General features: G+C 67.3%; 22 protein-coding genes. 14 read left to right on the top strand and 8 right to left on the bottom strand.

Features of this window, described 5'->3' with window-relative positions; all coding sequences use genetic code 11:
* Position 1: 1 nt before the first annotated feature.
* The 9 genes from ACGFK1_RS03905 (at position 2) to ACGFK1_RS03865 (ending at position 7,698) form a co-directional block, all read left to right on the top strand.
* The gene (locus ACGFK1_RS03905) at positions 2-289 is read left to right on the top strand and encodes a HypC/HybG/HupF family hydrogenase formation chaperone (RefSeq protein ID WP_393425827.1); all 288 of its coding nucleotides are present in this window, start codon (positions 2-4) and stop codon (positions 287-289) included.
* Entirely contained in the window at positions 286-2,559 is a 2,274-nt protein-coding gene (gene hypF, locus ACGFK1_RS03900) for a carbamoyltransferase HypF (RefSeq protein ID WP_393425824.1), read from the top strand. The genes ACGFK1_RS03905 and hypF overlap by 4 nt, the downstream gene beginning before the upstream one ends.
* Positions 2,556-3,254, top strand: a complete 699-nt coding sequence (locus tag ACGFK1_RS03895; protein WP_393425821.1) for a DUF6390 family protein — start codon at positions 2,556-2,558, stop codon at positions 3,252-3,254. The genes hypF and ACGFK1_RS03895 overlap by 4 nt, the downstream gene beginning before the upstream one ends.
* Positions 3,251-3,967 (top strand): hydrogenase assembly protein HupF, encoded by a 717-nt coding sequence (locus ACGFK1_RS03890; RefSeq protein WP_393425818.1) that lies wholly within the window; start codon positions 3,251-3,253, stop codon positions 3,965-3,967. Before ACGFK1_RS03895 ends, ACGFK1_RS03890 begins: the two co-directional genes overlap by 4 nt.
* A complete protein-coding gene (locus tag ACGFK1_RS03885; protein WP_393425815.1) occupies positions 3,964-4,635 on the top strand; it encodes an SIS domain-containing protein in 672 nt (223 codons plus the stop codon). Before ACGFK1_RS03890 ends, ACGFK1_RS03885 begins: the two co-directional genes overlap by 4 nt.
* Positions 4,632-5,717, top strand: coding sequence for a hydrogenase expression/formation protein HypE (hypE, locus tag ACGFK1_RS03880; protein ID WP_393425812.1), 1,086 nt, complete (start codon positions 4,632-4,634; stop codon positions 5,715-5,717). The genes ACGFK1_RS03885 and hypE overlap by 4 nt, the downstream gene beginning before the upstream one ends.
* A gap of 13 nt (positions 5,718-5,730) precedes the next feature.
* Complete coding sequence (locus ACGFK1_RS03875) at positions 5,731-6,003, top strand: HypC/HybG/HupF family hydrogenase formation chaperone (protein ID WP_393425809.1); 273 nt, start codon at positions 5,731-5,733, stop codon at positions 6,001-6,003.
* A gap of 10 nt (positions 6,004-6,013) precedes the next feature.
* Positions 6,014-7,138, top strand: coding sequence for a hydrogenase formation protein HypD (hypD, locus tag ACGFK1_RS03870; RefSeq protein WP_393425806.1), 1,125 nt, complete (start codon positions 6,014-6,016; stop codon positions 7,136-7,138).
* 125 nt (positions 7,139-7,263) lie between these two features.
* Positions 7,264-7,698 (top strand): hypothetical protein, encoded by a 435-nt coding sequence (locus ACGFK1_RS03865; protein WP_393425803.1) that lies wholly within the window; start codon positions 7,264-7,266, stop codon positions 7,696-7,698.
* Positions 7,699-7,722: 24 nt separating this feature from the next.
* Here ACGFK1_RS03865 and ACGFK1_RS03860 read toward each other — a convergent pair whose 3' ends face one another.
* Positions 7,723-7,917, bottom strand: coding sequence for a DUF3046 domain-containing protein (locus ACGFK1_RS03860; RefSeq protein WP_393425800.1), 195 nt, complete (start codon positions 7,915-7,917; stop codon positions 7,723-7,725).
* Positions 7,918-7,926: 9 nt separating this feature from the next.
* Entirely contained in the window at positions 7,927-9,099 is a 1,173-nt protein-coding gene (locus ACGFK1_RS03855) for a glycosyltransferase (RefSeq protein WP_393425797.1), read from the bottom strand.
* Positions 9,100-9,172: 73 nt separating this feature from the next.
* On the opposite strand from ACGFK1_RS03855, the gene ACGFK1_RS03850 reads away from it, so the two are divergent.
* Positions 9,173-9,616, top strand: coding sequence for a limonene-1,2-epoxide hydrolase family protein (locus ACGFK1_RS03850; protein ID WP_393425794.1), 444 nt, complete (start codon positions 9,173-9,175; stop codon positions 9,614-9,616).
* Positions 9,613-10,026, top strand: a complete 414-nt coding sequence (locus ACGFK1_RS03845) for a DUF5313 domain-containing protein (RefSeq protein WP_393425791.1) — start codon at positions 9,613-9,615, stop codon at positions 10,024-10,026. The genes ACGFK1_RS03850 and ACGFK1_RS03845 overlap by 4 nt, the downstream gene beginning before the upstream one ends.
* On the opposite strand, the gene ACGFK1_RS03840 is transcribed toward ACGFK1_RS03845, so the two are convergent.
* From ACGFK1_RS03840 to pgsA, 5 genes are all read right to left on the bottom strand, one after another.
* Positions 10,023-10,838, bottom strand: coding sequence for a hypothetical protein (locus tag ACGFK1_RS03840; protein ID WP_393425788.1), 816 nt, complete (start codon positions 10,836-10,838; stop codon positions 10,023-10,025). The two genes, ACGFK1_RS03845 and ACGFK1_RS03840, sit on opposite strands and share 4 nt — an antisense overlap.
* Before the next feature lie 18 nt (positions 10,839-10,856).
* Positions 10,857-11,669 carry a phage shock protein PspA gene (pspA, locus tag ACGFK1_RS03835; protein ID WP_393425785.1) on the bottom strand — a complete coding sequence of 271 codons (813 nt, stop codon included), beginning with the start codon at positions 11,667-11,669 and terminating at the stop codon, positions 10,857-10,859.
* 93 nt (positions 11,670-11,762) lie between these two features.
* Complete coding sequence (gene clgR / locus ACGFK1_RS03830; RefSeq protein ID WP_393425782.1) at positions 11,763-12,089, bottom strand: transcriptional regulator ClgR; 327 nt, start codon at positions 12,087-12,089, stop codon at positions 11,763-11,765.
* A gap of 109 nt (positions 12,090-12,198) precedes the next feature.
* Entirely contained in the window at positions 12,199-12,687 is a 489-nt protein-coding gene (locus tag ACGFK1_RS03825; RefSeq protein WP_393425779.1) for a CinA family protein, read from the bottom strand.
* Complete coding sequence (gene pgsA / locus ACGFK1_RS03820; RefSeq protein WP_393425776.1) at positions 12,665-13,261, bottom strand: CDP-diacylglycerol--glycerol-3-phosphate 3-phosphatidyltransferase; 597 nt, start codon at positions 13,259-13,261, stop codon at positions 12,665-12,667. The genes ACGFK1_RS03825 and pgsA overlap by 23 nt, the downstream gene beginning before the upstream one ends.
* Positions 13,262-13,303: 42 nt before the next feature.
* Between pgsA and ACGFK1_RS03815 the strand changes: the two genes are divergently transcribed.
* Positions 13,304-13,846 (top strand): amino-acid N-acetyltransferase, encoded by a 543-nt coding sequence (locus ACGFK1_RS03815; protein ID WP_393425773.1) that lies wholly within the window; start codon positions 13,304-13,306, stop codon positions 13,844-13,846.
* Positions 13,847-13,919: 73 nt separating this feature from the next.
* A complete protein-coding gene (locus ACGFK1_RS03810; protein ID WP_393425770.1) occupies positions 13,920-14,162 on the top strand; it encodes a hypothetical protein in 243 nt (80 codons plus the stop codon).
* Here ACGFK1_RS03810 and ACGFK1_RS03805 read toward each other — a convergent pair whose 3' ends face one another.
* Entirely contained in the window at positions 14,163-16,640 is a 2,478-nt protein-coding gene (locus tag ACGFK1_RS03805) for a DNA translocase FtsK (protein ID WP_393425768.1), read from the bottom strand.
* Between the two features lie 98 nt (positions 16,641-16,738).
* On the opposite strand from ACGFK1_RS03805, the gene ACGFK1_RS03800 reads away from it, so the two are divergent.
* Complete coding sequence (locus ACGFK1_RS03800; protein WP_393425765.1) at positions 16,739-17,191, top strand: DUF2834 domain-containing protein; 453 nt, start codon at positions 16,739-16,741, stop codon at positions 17,189-17,191.
* Positions 17,192-17,242 lie beyond the last annotated feature (51 nt).

The following is a 17,242-nucleotide window of genomic DNA, read 5'->3' as shown; positions in this document are numbered from 1 at the left end:
CATGTGTCTGGGCATCCCTGGCCGCGTGATCCGCATGCTCGAGGGTTACGGCGACCAGCTTGCGCTCGTCGACGTCGCCGGTGAGCAACGCAAGGTGAACGTCGGGATGCTGCCGGAGCTGACGTTCTCGCCCGGCGACTGGGTCATCATTCACATGGGTTTCGTCGTCGAGAAGACCGACAAGGCCGGCGCCGACGCGGCAATGGCAGGCCTTCAACTGATGGGCTCGGGCAGCGAGGCTCGACGAGAGTCCGAAACTGTCAGCCGGGAAACCGAGACGTCGCCATGACGACCCGGCGCCGATTGCGCGTCTGCGTGCGCGGTGTGGTCCAGGGCGTGGGCTTCCGCCCATTCGTCTACACCGCCGCGGCCGCGTTGGGGCTGTCCGGGTCGGTACGCAACGACACCGCGGGCGCCGTCATCGAGGTGGAGGGCCATCCAACAGATCTCGACCGCTTCCTGAACCGGCTGCGGGACGGTCCACCACCACTGGCCGTCATCGAATCGATTGAGCCGCATGCCATTGCGACCGTGGGTGGTACCGGCTTCACAATCGCGGACTCCTCGCGATCCGGCGGCGGCCGCACGCTCGCCTCCCCCGACGTGGCGATGTGCGCGGACTGTGCGGCCGAACTGCGCGACCCGACCGACCGGCGCTACCGCCACCCGTTCGTCAACTGCACCAACTGCGGTCCACGCTTCACGATCATCGCGAGCCTGCCCTACGACCGCGCCGCCACCACGATGGCGCCGTTTCCGATGTGTGCCGAATGTGCCCGCGAATACGCCGATCCCAGTGACCGCCGGTTCCACGCCCAGCCCGTGTGCTGCCCGAACTGCGGTCCGCGACTGCGCTACACCGACGGCGCTGGCGTGGCCGGCGCCGACGACGCCATGGTGTCCGCACGGCGGTTGTTGCGCGACGGCGGCATTCTCGCTGTCAAGGGTGTCGGCGGCTACCACCTGGCCTGTGACGCCGCCAACGAGCGGGCGGTCGCCGAACTACGACGGCGTAAGCGGCGCGGAGACAAGCCGTTTGCTGTGATGGTGCCGGACCTGGCCACGGCGCGTGCCATCGCGCACGTCGACGAGGCGGCGGCGCGACTGCTCACGGGTCCGCAGCGGCCGATCGTGCTGATGCCCCGCCGGCATGACGCGCCGATCACCGGGGCGGTGGCGCCGCGCAATCCCGACGTCGGTGTCATGACCGCCTACACGCCGCTGCACACGCTGCTGTTCGGATTGCGCGGCGATGCCGAAGGGCCACAGCTGCTGGTGATGACGTCGGGCAATCGCGCAAGCGAGCCGATCTGCTTCACCGATGACGATGCGCTGCAGCGACTTTCGCACCTGGCCGACGGCTGGCTGATGCACGATCGGGAAATCCTGGTGCCGTGCGACGACTCCGTGGTGCGGGTGGTTGGCACCCATGAGCTGCCGATCCGGCGATCCCGTGGTTACGCGCCGCTGCCGATCGCGCTGCCGGCGTCGGTGCCCCCGACCATGGCGGTCGGGGCGGACCTGAAGAACACGATGGCCGTCGCGGACGGCAAGTACGCGTGGCTGAGCCAGCACATCGGCGACATGGATGACCTCGCGACGCTGGCGGCCTTCGACGCGGCGCAGCGGCACCTGTGCGCGCTGACCGCCGTCGAGCCCGAAATGTCTGTCGCCGACGCTCATCCGTTGTACCGGTCGACTGCCTGGGCACACCGAAACGCCGCAGGCCGGCCCGTCCGGACAGTGCAGCACCATCATGCGCACATCGCCGCGGTGATGGCCGAACACGGCATGGACGGGTCACAGCAGGTGCTCGGCTTCGCGTTCGACGGGACGGGTTACGGGCCGGACGACGCGGTCTGGGGCGGTGAGGTGCTGCTGGCCAACTACAAGGGCTACCAACGACTCGCACACCTGGCCTACGTACCGCTCGCCGGGGGCGACGTCAGCGTGCTGCGTCCTTACCGGATGGCGCTCTGCCACCTGTGGTCGGCCGGGATCCCGTGGGACCAGGACCTGCCGCCGGTGGCCGCCTGCCCGCCAGACGAACAACGGGTGCTGCGCCGCCAACTCGAAACGGGTGTGGGTTGCGTGCCGACGTCGAGCATGGGTCGACTGTTCGACGCCGTGTCCGCACTCGTCGGCGTGCGGCAGCAGGTGGCGTACGAGGCGCAGGCCGCCGTCGAACTGGAGGGGCTGTCCCGCGGGTCCGACCGCGGCGGCGACGTCTACACCTTCGACGTGCGCGACGAGGTGATCGACCCGACGCCCGTGCTGCGTGAGGTGGTTCGCGATCAGCGCGCCTGCGTGCCTGCGGGCGTGATCGGCGCGCGGTTCCACCACGCTGTCGCCGATCTGGTTGTCGGTCTCGCCGAGTCCGCATGTGACACCACGCCAACCGTCGCGCTGTCCGGCGGCGTGTTCCAGAACGCGCTACTGCTGCAGCTGGTGTTGAAACGGCTGCGGGCCAAAAGAATACATGCGATCACGCACCGCGCGGTGCCCCCCAACGACGGCGGGATCGCGCTGGGTCAACTGATGGTGGGTAACAGCGGATGACCCTGTTCGCGCAATACGCGTATCCGCCGAACGAGCTCGGCTACTGCGGGCCCGCGGACGGTGGCGGCACGTCGGGACTGGCCGGACATGCCGAGGAGTTCGACGGCGCCTGGCCGTACCTGTCGGTGATCGCTGAGGCGGTCGGGGCCTCAGATCCTCTCGACGACGAGATCGTCGGCAGCTACTGGGTGGGCGGCCCGGCGCTGGCGAAAGTCGATCCGGCCGATCTGCTGACGACGCTGCGCACCTCGTTCACCGGGCAGGTCACCGGGCTGCTCGATGCGGTGGCCCCCGGGCCGGACGTGCTGGCACATCACAGCTTCCACGTGTTCGTGGTGTACCCGTGGGTCCGTTTCCTCGACCGCGATTCGGTGACGGCACTTGGCGTGATGCAGGACTGCCGGATCCGCTGGGGAACCGTCGAATCGGTCGACGGTGAGTACGCGGTGATCATGTCGGCGCCGCTGCAATACGTCAACGGGGCGCTCACGCTCGGCGCACCGCGACCCGAACGCGTGCAGTGGAAGAAGGACGAGATCGTGCTGGCCTCTGTGCCCGAGCCGGGATCAGTCGTTGCCGCGCACTGGGGTTGGGTGTGCGAGGCGCTCACCGACGAGCGCGGAGCCGCGCTGGAGTCGGCCACGTTGGCCACGCTCGACGTGGTGAACAACATTCTGAGGGGAGACCGGATATGACGACGACGCAACTCGGGGGGTCGTACATCGGTGTCGAACTGTCCAGCGACCTGGCCGCCGCGGCGCTCGATCTCGCGCGCAGGTTCCACGACGGCGCCACGTTGTGGGTGATCGCGCCCCAATGGGAGCCGCACGCCCACCATGTCGCCGTCGAGTTCGTCCACCCGGTGATCATGGGCAAGCGGGCGCTGCCGTCCGTGGCCCTGGTCGAACCGGATCCCGTCGCGCAGGCACGGGTCGCGAGCCAGCCCGGCGATCTGTTGATCGCGGTCGCGTCCGCGGATCAGCCCGCAGTGGTCGAGGCGATGCGACGCGCACCCGCTTGGGGGGTGCACACGTTGTGGATCGGATCGGGTCCGCGACCACCCGCCGGTTCCGCCAACCACATCCTGTGGGTCGACTCCGACGACCCGATGGTGCCCGCCACCGGCACCTTCGTGCTGATGTATCACCTGCTGTGGGAACTCACCCATGTCTGCTTCGAACATCCCGGGCTGCTGAAACCACCAGCGGCAGAACAGGTGTGCGTGACATGCGGCGACGAGGGCCGACTGGGTGAGGTGATGCTCGAACCGGTGAACGGTCAAGCGCTCGTGCGCACCGCGGACGGCGAGGAGTGGGTGGACACCACGGTGCTCGGCGAGGTGCGTGTCAACGATCTGATCCTGGTGCACGCCGGAGCGGCGATCACACGTCTGGAGGCCAACGCATGACGACCCACGAGAACACGGGTTTTCTGTACCCGTTCATCGAATCCGAGGAGAGCGACGCCACCAGCCTGCTCGACGACCTGGCCGCCTCGGCGCGCGGCAAGGCAACGGAAAGTGCACGGCTGCAACAGGAATCGCTCGACGAGTACGCGGCGGGGCTGACCGCCGCAGGGATCCAGATGGCCGAACGGTTCCTGCGCGGCGGCAGGCTGTACACGCTGGGCAACGGCGGCAGTTCCACCGACGCCGCGACGCTGGCAACTCTGTTCAGCAGGCCGGCGCGGGGTCGTCCGGTGCCGGCGTGGTCGCTGGCCGCCGACGAAGCGGTGGTGACCGCGTTGGGTAACGATGTGGGGTTCGACCTGATCTTCAAGCGTCAGATCATCGCCCACGCAAGGGATCGCGACGTCGCTATCGCGTTGTCGACGTCCGGCAACTCCGAGGATCTGATGACCGCAATCACCGAAGCCAAGCAGCGGGGGCTGCTGACCATCGGGTTCTCTGGACACGACGGCGGCAGGATGGCCGCCGCCGACGATCTCGACTTCTGTTACACGGTGCACTCGCAAAGCATTCACCGCATCCAGGAGAGCCACGCGATGCTCGGCTACCGGCTGTGGTCGGTGACCCAGGAGCACATGGCGCGGCCGACGTCGGGGGCGCGCGCATGAGCACCACCGCCGACCGGGAAGATCGTGTGCTGGAACGGATCGACAAGTTCCGGCAGCGCAGGCCGCGACTGCTCGACGACGTGGTGACACTCGCGCACGGCGCGGGCGGCAAGTCGTCGGCGGCGCTCATCGACGCGGTGTTCCTCGAGGCGTTCCGCAATCACGAACTCGAACAACTCGGCGACGCCGCCTCGCTGCGCACAGCATCGGGCGAGCGACTCGCGTTCTCGACCGACTCGTATGTTGTTTCACCCCGGCGCTTTCCCGGTGGCTCCGTCGGCCACGTCGCGGTACACGGCACCATCAACGACCTCGCCGTTTCAGGTGCACGCCCGCAGTGGCTGTCGGCGGCGTTCGTCATCGAGGAAGGTTTTCCGATCGCCGAACTCCGCGAAATCGTCGCCGACATGAGCGAAGCCGCGGCGAACGCCGGCGTGCAGATCGTCACCGGCGACACCAAAGTCGTCGGCAAGGGCGCCGCCGACGGTGTCTACATCTGCACCGCGGGCGTCGGGGTGATCCCCGAGGGCAGGCACCTGTCTCGCGGCAGCGTCGCGCCCGGCGACAAGGTGCTGCTGTCCGGCACCATCGGCGAGCACGGGATGGCCGTCATGCTGGCCCGCGGCGACCTGGCCATCGACGCCGACATCGCATCTGACACCGCGCCCGTGCATGAGCTAGTCGAAGCCCTGCTGGCGGCGGCGCCATCGACGCGATGGATGCGTGACGCGACACGTGGCGGCGTCGGCACCGTGGCCAACGAACTGGTCAAGGACTCCCCCGTTGCGCTGATCCTCGACGAGGCCGCGCTGCCGGTGCAACCGCAGGTGCTCGGCGCCTGCGACATGCTCGGCATCGACCCGCTGTACGTGGCGAACGAGGGCAAGTTCGTCGCGATAGTCCCGGCCGATGAAGCCGATGCGGCGGTGGCGGCCTTGCGCGGGCATCCACAAGGCGCCGATGCAGCGGTGGTTGGCGAGATCGTCGCGGAACCGCACGGAATCGTTGCGCTGCGAACATCGTTCGGTGGCAGCCGAATCGTCGACATGCTCGTCGGCGACCCGCTGCCGCGTATCTGTTGAGAGGAGATTGGCGATGTGTCTTGGAATACCGGGCCAAGTCGTCGAGATCGTCGACGCTGAACAGTCGCTGGCCAAGGTTGACGTCAACGGGGTGCGGCGCACCATCAGCGTGCGCCTGCTGGCGGACGACAACCTTCGGGTGGGCGACTGGGTACTTGTCCATGTCGGGTTCGCGATGGCGAAGATCGACGAACACGAAGCGGCGATGACGCTCGACCAGGTGCAGAAGATGGGCGAGAACTACCAGCAGGAGATCGACGCGTTCAACGAATCCGAAATCGCTTGAGAGGCTTGAGATGAAGTTCGTCGACGAATTCCGCGACCCGGCCGCGGCGCGCGCATTGGTCAAATCGATCACCGAATTGGCCGGCGCTGACGAGTTCAAGTTCATGGAGGTGTGCGGCGGGCACACCCACACCATCTATCGGCACGGCATCGAACACCTGCTGCCGGAAGCGGTCGAACTCGTACACGGGCCCGGCTGCCCGGTGTGTGTGATCCCGATGGGCCGGGTGGACGACGCGATGTGGCTGGCCGAGCAACCGGACGTGATCTTCACCACGTTCGGCGACATGATGCGCGTGCCGGGATCGAAAGGAAACCTGATCGAGGCCAAGGCCCGCGGCGCCGACGTGCGATTCGTGTACTCGCCGCTCGATGCGCTCAAGGTGGCCGTCGACAACCCGGACCGGCACGTGGTGTTCTTCGCGGTCGGGTTCGAGACGACGGCGCCGTCGACCGCCGTCACGCTGGTCCGCGCGCGCACACTCGGGGTGCGCAATTTCAGCGTGTTCTGCAACCACGTCACGATCGTTCCGCCGATCAAGGCCATCCTCGAGTCGCCCGATCTGCGGCTCTCGGGGTTCCTCGGGCCCGGTCACGTATCCACCGTGGTGGGCCTGCGACCGTACCGGTTCGTGCCGGAGGTATACCGAAAGCCGATGGTGGTGGCGGGATTCGAGCCGCTCGACATCCTCGCGTCGGTGCACATGCTGCTGCAGCAGATCCGCGACGGTCGCTGCGAGGTGGAGAACCAGTACACCCGGGTGGTGCGGCCGGAGGGCAACACCCAGGCGTTGAAGCTGATGGCCGAGACATTCGAGCTGCGACCCCACTTCGAATGGCGCGGAATGGGATTCATCTCGCAGAGCGCGTTGAAGGTGCACCCCGACTATGCGGAGTTCGACGCGGAGCGCACGTTCGACATGCCCGGCGTGCGGGTCGCCGATCCCAAGGCATGCCAATGCGGTGAGGTGCTCAAGGGCGTGATCAAACCGTGGGAGTGCAAGGTGTTCGGCACCGCGTGCACGCCCGAGACCCCGATCGGCACATGCATGGTCTCACCCGAGGGTGCGTGCGCCGCCTATTACAACTTCGGAAGGCTGCACCGCGAGACCGCGCAGCTGCTCGGCCAGCGCTAGCGTTTTGCGGCGAGCAGACGCAGAAGCGTGTAACCGGGGCCGGAATCGCACGTTTCTGTGTCTGCTCGCGCTTGGTCGCACGTCGGCGCGGGTAACCCCTTCACAGGTCACTGTGAGGAGTTGCCATGACCAAGCCAGAGGAAAAGGGATCGCGAGACACCGGATCAGACGAGCCGTCAGCCGGAACCGACCGGCCGTCCGGCGCATACGAGGGCGACGAGTCGGTCCCCCAATACGGCGAAGAGGGCAAGCCCGATTTCGAGACGGGCTTCACCACGGAGCCGCCAAAAGACGTCGAACCCGCGGTGCCGCCGTACGAGGGCCGGCAACGCACGGCCAAGCAGGACAGCGGTCAAGGTGATGCGGGTGATGTGCGCACCGGCGGCGCCGTCAAGCCGACCGCCGACGCCACCTCGAAGGACTCGTCGTCCAGCGGCGGAACCGCCTCACCCGCTGACGAGCAGCCCGCATCGCAGGCCGGGGGCGCAGATCGGGGTGACGATGGCGTCGACGCGCCTGCACACACGCCGGGCACCGGCCGCGCCGAGGACAAGCGGTAGCGAGAGCGCCGCGACGTACACAGGTCACCATTGATCGCGCGGGACGTCGAAGTCCGCGCACAGCGCACGCCAAACATCGCGTGGGTCGACGCCGTCCTCGATGGCCTGCGCCGCGGTCCGGCCGCCGAATCCTGACAACGCGTGGTCGACGAGCATCGATGCGCCGCGCACCGGCCCGAACTGGCCCTCGACGAGTTCGTGGAATTCGGTCAACCGCACGCGACCAACTTACGCCGACGGTGCGAGCGCTTCATGGCACACCCGTACCGGATCGTCGACGTCCGCGATGCCGGTTGCGGCCGCTCGAGCCGCTTCGCGGTAGCGGGGCGACGACAGTACCTCACTGACGGCGGCCACCAGCGATTCGGAGGTCAACGGCCGGATCAGTTGCGCACTGCCTTGTCGCACAAGGCGATTGGCGATTTCCCACTGGTCGCCTCCGCCGGGGACCACCACCATCGGCACACCTGCGAGCAATGCCTTGGCCACCAGTCCGTGGCCGCCGCCACAGATCACCAGATCGGCGCGCGCCAGCAGTTCGTTCTGTCTGCCGAGGCCGGCGACCGCCCACGGCGGCAGGGTCAGGTTGGACCCACCCAACCGGGACACCGCAATGCGCGCACCGTCGGGCAACGTCTCCCCCGGTCGCAACGCCTCAAGGGCCACCTCGGCCAGACCGCCTGCGCCGGTCACCGCCGTCGACGGCGCCACCACCACCAGCGGACCGGGACCCGATGGCACCTCCAGCACCGCGTCGGTCGGTTCGAAGTGCAGCGGTCCCACCAATTTGGCCTCCGCAGGCCAGTCGGGTCGCGGCACCTCGAGCGCGGGCAGTGTCGCGATGAGCCGGCGCCGCGGTCCGGGATCTGCGGCAGGCAAACCGATTTCGACTCTGGCCGACGATCGCTGCCGCAGCCCCTTGCGCCAGGATCGCGCGGTCAGCGCCCGCATCGCGGAATCGCGTAGCCGTCCACGCAGTCCGACGCCGGGAGCCAAGCCGCTACCCAGCGGCGGCAGGCCCTTCGACGGCCGGTACAGCGGGGAGGGGCTGAGTTCTACCCACGGCAGCCCGAGCAGGTCGGCCGCCAAGCCGCCGCACGCGGTGATCACATCGGAGACCACGAGGTCAGGCGCGATGTTGCGCAGCAGCGGCGCGTTCAGTACCGCCATCCGGGCGGCGCGCTGATGGATCTTCGCCCCCGCGTCGGCGTCGTCGTCGGCCGCGGTGGGGTCGAGCCCCTCGAGTTCGACGGCGTGCAGCCCCGCGCGGCGGGCGGCGTCCAGCCGCTCGGCCCCCGTGAGCAGCGTCGGGGCGTCCCCTGCCGCGAGAAACCGGAGGCACAGCGCTATGGCAGGAAAGGCGTGCCCGGGATCGGGCCCGGCAATCACGGCGACCCGCACGCGCCTACCCTGCCATAGCGGCCGACGGCGACGACGAGCGCTTGCGTGAAATGCGGGGGACTAGGCTGGCTGCATGACTGACCAGGCTTCCGGGGTGAGTTCGGACGTCGACAACGCCCGCACCGTCGAAACCTTTCTCTACGCCCTCCAGGACGAGGACTACGACACTGTCGAGGCCGCGTCGGCAGACACCATCGTGTGGCACAACGTGGGTTGGGCCACCGTGCGGGGCCGTCAGCGGCTGATGAAGATCCTGCGCAGCGGACAGGGCCGCGTCGGTTTCGAGGTGAAGATCCACCGCATCGCCGCCGAGGGCAACGCGGTGCTGACCGAACGCACCGATGCGCTGATCATCGGCCCGCTGCGTCTTCAATTCTGGGTGTGCGGCGTATTCGAGGTGCACGCGGGACGAGTCACGTTGTGGCGCGACTACTTCGACCTGTGGGACATCAGCAAGGGCACACTGCGGGGGCTCGCAGCGACCGTGTTCCCCTCCCTGAGGCAGACGCTGAGATGACCGCGAGCACAAGGAGCAAGCCGAACCTGTGGGAATACATCGGCTATTGCTACGGGCGGCGCCTTCCCGACTCGATGCGCGACTGGGTCCGGCAAGACCTCGCAGGCAGGGGCGCGACGGCCAGGATGATGGTCCGGGTCTTCATCCCGGCGTTTCTGCTGATGGTGCCGTTCTGGTTCATCCCGACCACTCTGGATGTGCACCTGTCGATGACGCTGCCCATCCTGATTCCGTTCGTGTTCTTCTCTCACGCGCTCAACAAGGTCTGGCGCAGGCACATGTTGCGTAAACACGGCCTGGACCCGACGCTGGCCGACGAGCTGAAACGCAAGAAGGACGCACACATCCACGAGGCCTACATCGCGAAGTACGGCCCTCGGTCTGGGCCGTCGAGCTCACACGACATCTAGGCGCCGCGCAGGCGCCCGAGTTCGTCGAACGCCTGCGCCCAGCCCATCAGCCGGTCGGTGGCGTTGACCAACTCGTCGCGGTAACGCTGCTGCGACATCGGCGAACTGGACAGCGACCCGCTGTTGGCGGCCGACACGAGTTGTGCTGCGGCGGTGACCAACTCGTTGTACTGGCGGGCGCCGTGGTCGAGTTGAGCAGTGAACGCCGCGATCGTCGGCGCAAGGTATGCCCGCGACTGGGGTGCGGACCTGACGGTGCGCTCCATCGACACCACCTCGTTGGCGGTGGCCGCCATCGTGGCGGACGTCTGGTTGGCCGCGATGGTCAACTCGCGCAATTCGTCGGCGGGCAGCATGCGGCCACGCTCCAACACGCCGAGCAGGTTGAACAACCCGCGCTCAGAGGCGGCCAGTGCCGACATCGGCTGCCGGGCCGCGGACCCCCACGGCGGCAGTCGCCTGCCCACCCGCCGAGGCGGCGGCAGCGGCTCACCGCGCAGCCAGCGGTACCGCAGGAACGCCAGGGTGGCAAGGAAGGCCGCACCGACGGCGATGGGCGCCGGAATGAACAACGCCCACACCGGCGAGCTCCACGACGCGAGCAACGCCGTCACGCCGATCCAGAACAGAGTGGACACCGTCAAGAAGACGGCCAGCCGCAGCGCCCACCGCCGCTTGCGCATCAGCTTGGCGCGCGGATCCGCTGCGGCGTTGAGCTTTTCGGCCATTACGTCCGACCACTCCGCGGCGGTATCGACCGCCCGCTGCGCCAGCGTGCGCCACGCTTCCGGCCGTCCCGTGCGTGTGTTCACTGCCCTGCCCTACGAAAGTTATTGCGACAGCGGGTTTTCCGGTGTCGCCTGCTGGTTGGTGGCCGGTGTCGCCGGCGCGCCTGCGGCTGTGCCGCCCGTGGGCAGCTGCTCACCGCGCATCGAGGCGCGGATCTGCTCGAGCCGGGAATGGCCAGCCATCTGCACACTGGCCTGTTGGACCTCCATCATCCGGCCCTGCACCGAGTTCTGCGCCAACTCAGCGGCGCCCATGGCGTTGGCGTAGCGGCGCTCGATCTTGTCGCGCACCTCGTCGAGGCTCGGGGTGTTGCCCGGGGCGGCGATCTCGCTCATGGACCGCAGCGACGCGCTGACCTGCTCCTGCATCTTGGCCTGCTCGAGCTGAGACAGCAGCTTGGTGCGCTCGGCGATCTTCTGCTGCAACACCATCGCGTTCTGCTCGACGGCCTTCTTGGCCTGACCCGCGGCCTGCAGCGCCTGATCATGCAGGGTCTTGAGGTCCTCGACGCTCTGCTCTGCGGTCACCAACTGGGCGGCGAAGGCTTCGGCCGCGTTGTTGTACTCGGTGGCCTTGGCGGCGTCGCCGGCGGAGGTGGCCTGGTCGGCCAGGGTCAGCGCCTGACGGACGTTCACTTGCAGCTTCTCGATGTCCGCGAGCTGGCGGTTGAGCCGCATCTCCAGTTGACGCTGGTTGCCGATCACCTGCGCCGCCTGCGTGGACAGTGCCTGATGTTGGCGCTGCGCCTCCTCGATGGCCTGCTGGATCTGGACCTTCGGGTCGGCGTACTCGTCCACCTTGGAGCTGAACAGCGCCATCAGGTACTTCCACGCCTTGACGAACGGATTGGCCATCAGATCACTTCCGCCTTCATGTCGTTGTGTGTGCTCAGTGCCAACTTATCGGTTCCGCGCAGATCACTACACCCCGTGCGGCTGATTTGCGGCTCAGGCAACCGCCATCGAGACGACCTGCGGGATGACCACCTTCGTCGTGGCGTCGATGTTGGCCGCGCTCGCGCCCGTCAGGGTGGCCAGCTCCTCACGCGCCATGTCGCCGGCCGCATCGGAGAGCACCCGCGACAGCGGCACGTCCAAGGCGCCGCAGATGGCGCTGAGCAGTTCGCTGGACGCCTCCTTGCGGCCACGCTCGACCTCCGACAGGTAGCCGAGGCTGACCCGGGCGGTGTCGGACACCTCACGCAGGGTGCGGCCCTGCTCGGTGCGGGCACGACGCAGCACGTCGCCGATCACCTCGCGCAGCAATGCCGTCATGATCGTGCTCCTCCCTCGCTGGGCTCAGTTACTAGGGCAACGCGGGCGCCTGCGGGTTGGTTCCCGGCCGCCGAAGATCACTGTGTTCTGTTCTTCGCGCAAGCGCTCATCACTGAGATTCGACGAGAGCACGCACCCGGGCGATGGCCTCGTTCACCGCCGCCATCCGGATGTCCCATCGCGAACCGGCCAGTGCCAGCTGGACCACGTCCGTGTCGACGGGACCGGCGAGACCGAGGAAGACGGTGCCGACAGGGTGCCCGCCGTGCGGGTCCGGGCCGGCCACCCCCGTCAGCCCGACGCCCCAGGTGGCACCGCAGCGCTGCCGGGCCCCGACAGCCATGGCACGCGCAGTCGGGGCGGCGACGGGCCCCACCGCGTCAAGCAGCTGTGGTGCCACCCCGGCCAGCGAGATCTTCGTTTCCTCGATATAGGTGATCAGGCCGCCGCGCAGCACGACGCTGGCGCCCGCGACCCCGGCCAGCGTCGCGGCGAGCAGCCCGGCGGTCAGCGACTCGGCGGTCGCGATGCTTTGCCTGCGGACGGTCAGATCGGCGACGAGCGCGCGAGCATCGTCACTGACGAGTGGGTCGTCCACGCGAATCCTTGATGGCTGAAACGACATAATCCGCGCCGGTGAGCACCGTGAGCACCACGGCCGCTCCCATCACCACCCACGCTCCTGTCAACCAGGCACCCGACAGCGGCAACACGAACAGGCCGATCGCCACGGCCTGGACGAGGGTCTTCAGTTTGCCGCCGCGGCTGGCAGGGATGACGCCGTGCCGGAGCACAGCGAATCGCAGCACCGTGATCCCGATTTCACGCACCATGATGACCACCGTCACCCACCACGGCAGATCACCGATCATCGACAATCCGATCAGTGCCGCTCCGATCAGCGCCTTGTCGGCGATCGGGTCGGCCAGTTTGCCGAACTCGGTGACCATCCCGTAACTGCGCGCCAGCGCGCCGTCGAACCGGTCGGTGATCACCGCAACCGCGAAGACGACGAATGCGGCTATCCGCCAGAACGTTTCATGACCGTCCCCGACGAAGAGCAACGCGAGGAACACGGGAACCAACACCATGCGGACACCGGTGAGCACGTTGGCGATATTCGCAACCCGGGCGCGCGGGACCGCCGGATCGATATGGGGTTGGCCCGACACCGCAACAGAATATCGGTTGCCCGAACCGATACCCTCGCACGTGTGAGCGCTGTGTCCGATGACTCCTCGCCCGAGTGCTCGTCGGTACCCGAGCCGTTCGGCGTTCGTCGTGCCCGCACGTCCGATGTCCCTGCCATGAAATCGCTCGTCGACATCTACTCCGGCAAGATCTTGCTGGAAAAGAACCTCGTCACGCTGTACGAGGCCGTTCAGGAGTTCTGGATCGCCGAAGCCGACGGTGAACTGATCGGCTGCGGTGCGCTGCACGTGTTGTGGTCCGACCTCGGCGAGATCCGCACGATCGCCGTCCACCCGAAGGTCAGGGGCCAGGGCGTCGGGCATGCGATCGTCGACCGACTGCTCGGCGTGGCCAGAGAACTGCACCTGGAGCGGATCTTCGTGCTGACCTTCGAGGTGGACTTCTTCGCCCGGCACGGCTTCAAGGAGATCGACGGCACACCCGTGACGGCCGAGGTTTACGAAGAGATGTGCCGGTCCTACGACACCGGCGTCGCGGAGTTCCTCGACCTGTCCTACGTCAAACCCAACATCCTCGGCAACACCCGAATGTTGTTGACGCTGTAGCGATTTGTGTGCGCTTAGGAGCGCTCAACGCAACAAAACGCACACAAATCGCAATGGGCGTACCGTGGCAGCCATGCGACGTCGGATTGTCGTCTGCGCCGTCGCCGCGTTCATCGCCGCGGGGAGCGCCAATGCGCCCGCCCACGCGGACCCATTGCAGTGTGACAGAGGGCCGATCGTGGTGGACGGGTGCACGCCCGGCGGCGTCTGCACCGCCGTCATCGACAACCAGTGTGTGGGGGTCCAGCCGCCTCTGCTTCCGCCGCCCCCGCCGATCAGGGTCGGCATCGAAGGCGGCGTGGGTGTGGGCGGCTAATCACTCGTCGTCGTCGGCGTCGCCGCCGTCGGCATTCGAGCCGCCGCGGATCAACGCCAGCGTGCCGGCCAACTCGTCGGGTTTGACCAACACCTCGCGCGCCTTGGAGCCCTCGCTGGGCCCGACGATGTTCCGGGTCTCCATCAGGTCCATCAACCGGCCAGCCTTCGCGAAGCCCACCCGCAGCTTGCGCTGCAGCATCGACGTCGAGCCGAATTGGCTGGACACCACGAGCTCGACGGCCTGCAGGAAGACATCCATGTCGTCACCGATGTCCGGATCGACATCGGTGCGCTCACTGTTGGTCTTGGCCTTGGTGACACCTTCGGTGTACTCGGGCTCCGCCTGGTCCTTACAGGCCTGCACGACGGCGTGGATCTCCTCGTCGGTGATGAACGCGCCCTGAAGACGCAACGGCTTGTTCGCGCCCATCGGCAAGAACAGCCCGTCGCCCATGCCGATCAGCTTCTCGGCGCCTTGCTGATCGAGGATGACGCGGCTGTCGGTCAGCGATGACGTCGCGAACGCCAGTCGCGACGGCACATTCGTCTTGATCAGACCGGTGACGACGTCGACCGACGGGCGCTGTGTCGCGAGCACGAGGTGAATGCCTGCGGCGCGCGCCTTCTGGGTGATCCGCACGATCGCGTCTTCGACATCGCGTGGCGCCGTCATCATCAGGTCGGCCAACTCGTCGACGATCGCCACGATGTACGGGTACGGCCGATACTCGCGCTGGCTGCCCAGCGGTGCGGTGATCTCACCGGAGCGCACCTTCTTGTTGAAGTCGTCGATGTGACGCACCCGCGACGCCTGCATGTCCTGGTAACGCTGCTCCATCTCCTCGACCAGCCACGCCAGCGCCGCCGCGGCCTTCTTCGGCTGCGTGATGATGGGCGTGATCAGATGCGGAATGCCTTCGTACGGCGTCAGTTCCACCATCTTTGGGTCGATCAGGATCATCCTGACCTCCTCCGGAGTGGCCCGAGCCAGCAGCGACACCAGCATCGAGTTGACGAAGCTGGACTTACCGGAACCTGTCGAACCTGCCACCAGCAGGTGCGGCATCTTGGCGAGGTTGGCCGAAATATATTCGCCTTCAATGTCTTTGCCGAGCCCGATCACCAGGGGGTGGTGATCGCCCCGGGTCGACGGGTCGGTCAGCACGTCGGCAAGCCGCACCATCTCGCGGTCGACATTGGGCACCTCGATGCCGACCGCGGACTTGCCGGGGATCGGGGCGAGCATGCGCACGCTCTCGGTGGCCACCGCGTATGCGATATTGCGGTGCAGCGCAGTGATTTTCTCCACCTTGACGCCGGGGCCGAGTTCGACCTCGTAGCGGGTGACGGTCGGCCCGCGGGTGCAACCGGTGACCGCGGCGTTCACCTTGAACTGGTCGAGCACCTCGGTGATGGCCTCGATCATCCGGTCGTTGCCCGGGCTGCGGCGCAGCGGCGGATCCCCCGCGATCAGCAGATCCAACGACGGAAGCGCGTACGGTCCGTCGACCACGCGATCCATGACGATCGCAGGCTTCTTGGCCGGCTTCTTCTTGCGCGGCTTGACCGTTGGCTCGGGAACTGTCGGCGCCTCGTCGTCGAGTGGGTAATTCTCCATCGGCGTGCCGCCGCCAGGCCACGGCTGCGCTTCGTCGCTGCCGAGCGAGGACTGATCGTCGTAGTAGCCGTCCGAGAAGTCTTCGTGCTCTTCGGCGTACGCCTGCTCGTCGTCGTACTCGTCGTCGTAGTCCTCGTCGCGGAATGCGCGTGCCGAGAACATCCGCTGCACCGTCGAGGGCACCTCACGGATTGTCGTTCCTGTCACCAGCAGCAGTCCGAACAACGCGCCGATGAACAACAGCGGCCCGGCAATCCATGCCGTCAACCCATCGGACAGCGGCCCGCCGATCGCGAAGCCAAGGAAACCCGCCGCGTGCTGCCGTCCCGCCGGGTCCATCGGCGACCCTGCCCACAAGTGCCAGAGTCCGAGGGTGGGCAGCGCGATCATCGCCGCACCGAGGATGAGCCGGGGCCGCGCGTCGGGATCGGGTTCAGTACGCATCAGAACAACCGCAATCCCACCGAGAAGGAGCGGGACGAGCACGACCGCCGAGCCGATCATCAGCCGCAGCGACGTATCGATCCACGCACCGACCGGGCGCGCGGCGTCAAACCACGAGCTGGCGGCGATCACCACCGCGATGCCCAGCAGGGCCAGCGCGATGCCGTCGCGGCGGTGGCCAGGCTCGAGGTCGCGGGCCCTGCCGACGGACCGGGCGGTCGAGCCTGCCCCCTTGGCCAACATCAACCAGCCGGCACGAACGCCGCGGCCGACGGTCGCCCCCGCCGATGAAACCGCCGACGAGTTGCGCCGAGGAGCCGGCTTGCGGCGGGCCGCCGGGCGGGACCCACCTCGCGGACCAGCCTTTGACCTGCTCGAACGGCCTCCTGAGCGGGCAGCGGTCTTACTTGGCATGCGTCCCAGCCTAGTCGCATTAGCCCCACATTCACCATCTGCCACACGGGTCACAGAAACGTATCGATTGGGCGGCTGAAAGGCCCTACGGTGCCGAAATGACGACTACTCAGGTTCAACCGGCGCTGCCCACGTCGAGCAAGGTGCTCTGCGCGGTGTACGCCGTGATCGCGGTGGGGGCCCTGATCGCCACCTGGAGCCAAAACGTTGCTTATCTCGACAACCCGGGCGGATTCTTGCTCGACTTCTTCAAGGACTCGAGGGTCACACCCGCGTCCCGGTCGCTCACCGTCGACATCACGCTGTTCTTTCTCGCCGCCGCGGTCCTGATGATCGTCGAGGCGCGCAAGCACGGGGTGAAGTACGTGTGGGCCTACATCGCGGGCGGCCTCGCCATTGCGATCAGTGTGACCTTCCCGCTGTTCCTGATCGCCAGGGAGCTTCGCGTCGACCGGACTCAAAGAACACAATTGGGCACCGTCGACACCGTGCTGCTTGCCCTGCTCGCGATCTTCGCGGTGGGGTTCACCATCTGGGTCGACATGGGCTGAAAGCCCCTCGGTAGGCTTGGCAACCGTCCAGCACGCACTCAGCGAGGAGTC

The organism is Mycobacterium sp. NPDC048908, from assembly GCF_043197955.1.
In the GTDB taxonomy this organism is placed as follows: domain Bacteria; phylum Actinomycetota; class Actinomycetes; order Mycobacteriales; family Mycobacteriaceae; genus Mycobacterium.
Note: the sequence above shows the minus strand (reverse complement) of the source record. Positions and strands in the feature narration are given on the sequence as shown.

What these genes read in the sequence shown, in the direction of transcription:
- ACGFK1_RS03805 (WP_393425768.1), bottom strand. Translation starts at nt 16,640, where the DNA reads ATGCCAAGTAAGACCGCTGCCCGCTCAGGAGGCCGTTCGAGCAGGTCA.
- ACGFK1_RS03800 (WP_393425765.1), top strand. Translation starts at nt 16,739, where the DNA reads ATGACGACTACTCAGGTTCAACCGGCGCTGCCCACGTCGAGCAAGGTG.
- ACGFK1_RS03850 (WP_393425794.1), top strand. Translation starts at nt 9,173, where the DNA reads ATGACTGACCAGGCTTCCGGGGTGAGTTCGGACGTCGACAACGCCCGC.
- ACGFK1_RS03885 (WP_393425815.1), top strand. Translation starts at nt 3,964, where the DNA reads ATGACGACCCACGAGAACACGGGTTTTCTGTACCCGTTCATCGAATCC.
- clgR (WP_393425782.1), bottom strand. Translation starts at nt 12,089, where the DNA reads ATGACGGCATTGCTGCGCGAGGTGATCGGCGACGTGCTGCGTCGTGCC.
- hypF (WP_393425824.1), top strand. Translation starts at nt 286, where the DNA reads ATGACGACCCGGCGCCGATTGCGCGTCTGCGTGCGCGGTGTGGTCCAG.
- ACGFK1_RS03890 (WP_393425818.1), top strand. Translation starts at nt 3,251, where the DNA reads ATGACGACGACGCAACTCGGGGGGTCGTACATCGGTGTCGAACTGTCC.
- hypD (WP_393425806.1), top strand. Translation starts at nt 6,014, where the DNA reads ATGAAGTTCGTCGACGAATTCCGCGACCCGGCCGCGGCGCGCGCATTG.
- hypE (WP_393425812.1), top strand. Translation starts at nt 4,632, where the DNA reads ATGAGCACCACCGCCGACCGGGAAGATCGTGTGCTGGAACGGATCGAC.
- ACGFK1_RS03905 (WP_393425827.1), top strand. Translation starts at nt 2, where the DNA reads ATGTGTCTGGGCATCCCTGGCCGCGTGATCCGCATGCTCGAGGGTTAC.
- pspA (WP_393425785.1), bottom strand. Translation starts at nt 11,669, where the DNA reads ATGGCCAATCCGTTCGTCAAGGCGTGGAAGTACCTGATGGCGCTGTTC.
- ACGFK1_RS03865 (WP_393425803.1), top strand. Translation starts at nt 7,264, where the DNA reads ATGACCAAGCCAGAGGAAAAGGGATCGCGAGACACCGGATCAGACGAG.
- ACGFK1_RS03845 (WP_393425791.1), top strand. Translation starts at nt 9,613, where the DNA reads ATGACCGCGAGCACAAGGAGCAAGCCGAACCTGTGGGAATACATCGGC.
- ACGFK1_RS03875 (WP_393425809.1), top strand. Translation starts at nt 5,731, where the DNA reads ATGTGTCTTGGAATACCGGGCCAAGTCGTCGAGATCGTCGACGCTGAA.
- ACGFK1_RS03810 (WP_393425770.1), top strand. Translation starts at nt 13,920, where the DNA reads ATGCGACGTCGGATTGTCGTCTGCGCCGTCGCCGCGTTCATCGCCGCG.
- ACGFK1_RS03895 (WP_393425821.1), top strand. Translation starts at nt 2,556, where the DNA reads ATGACCCTGTTCGCGCAATACGCGTATCCGCCGAACGAGCTCGGCTAC.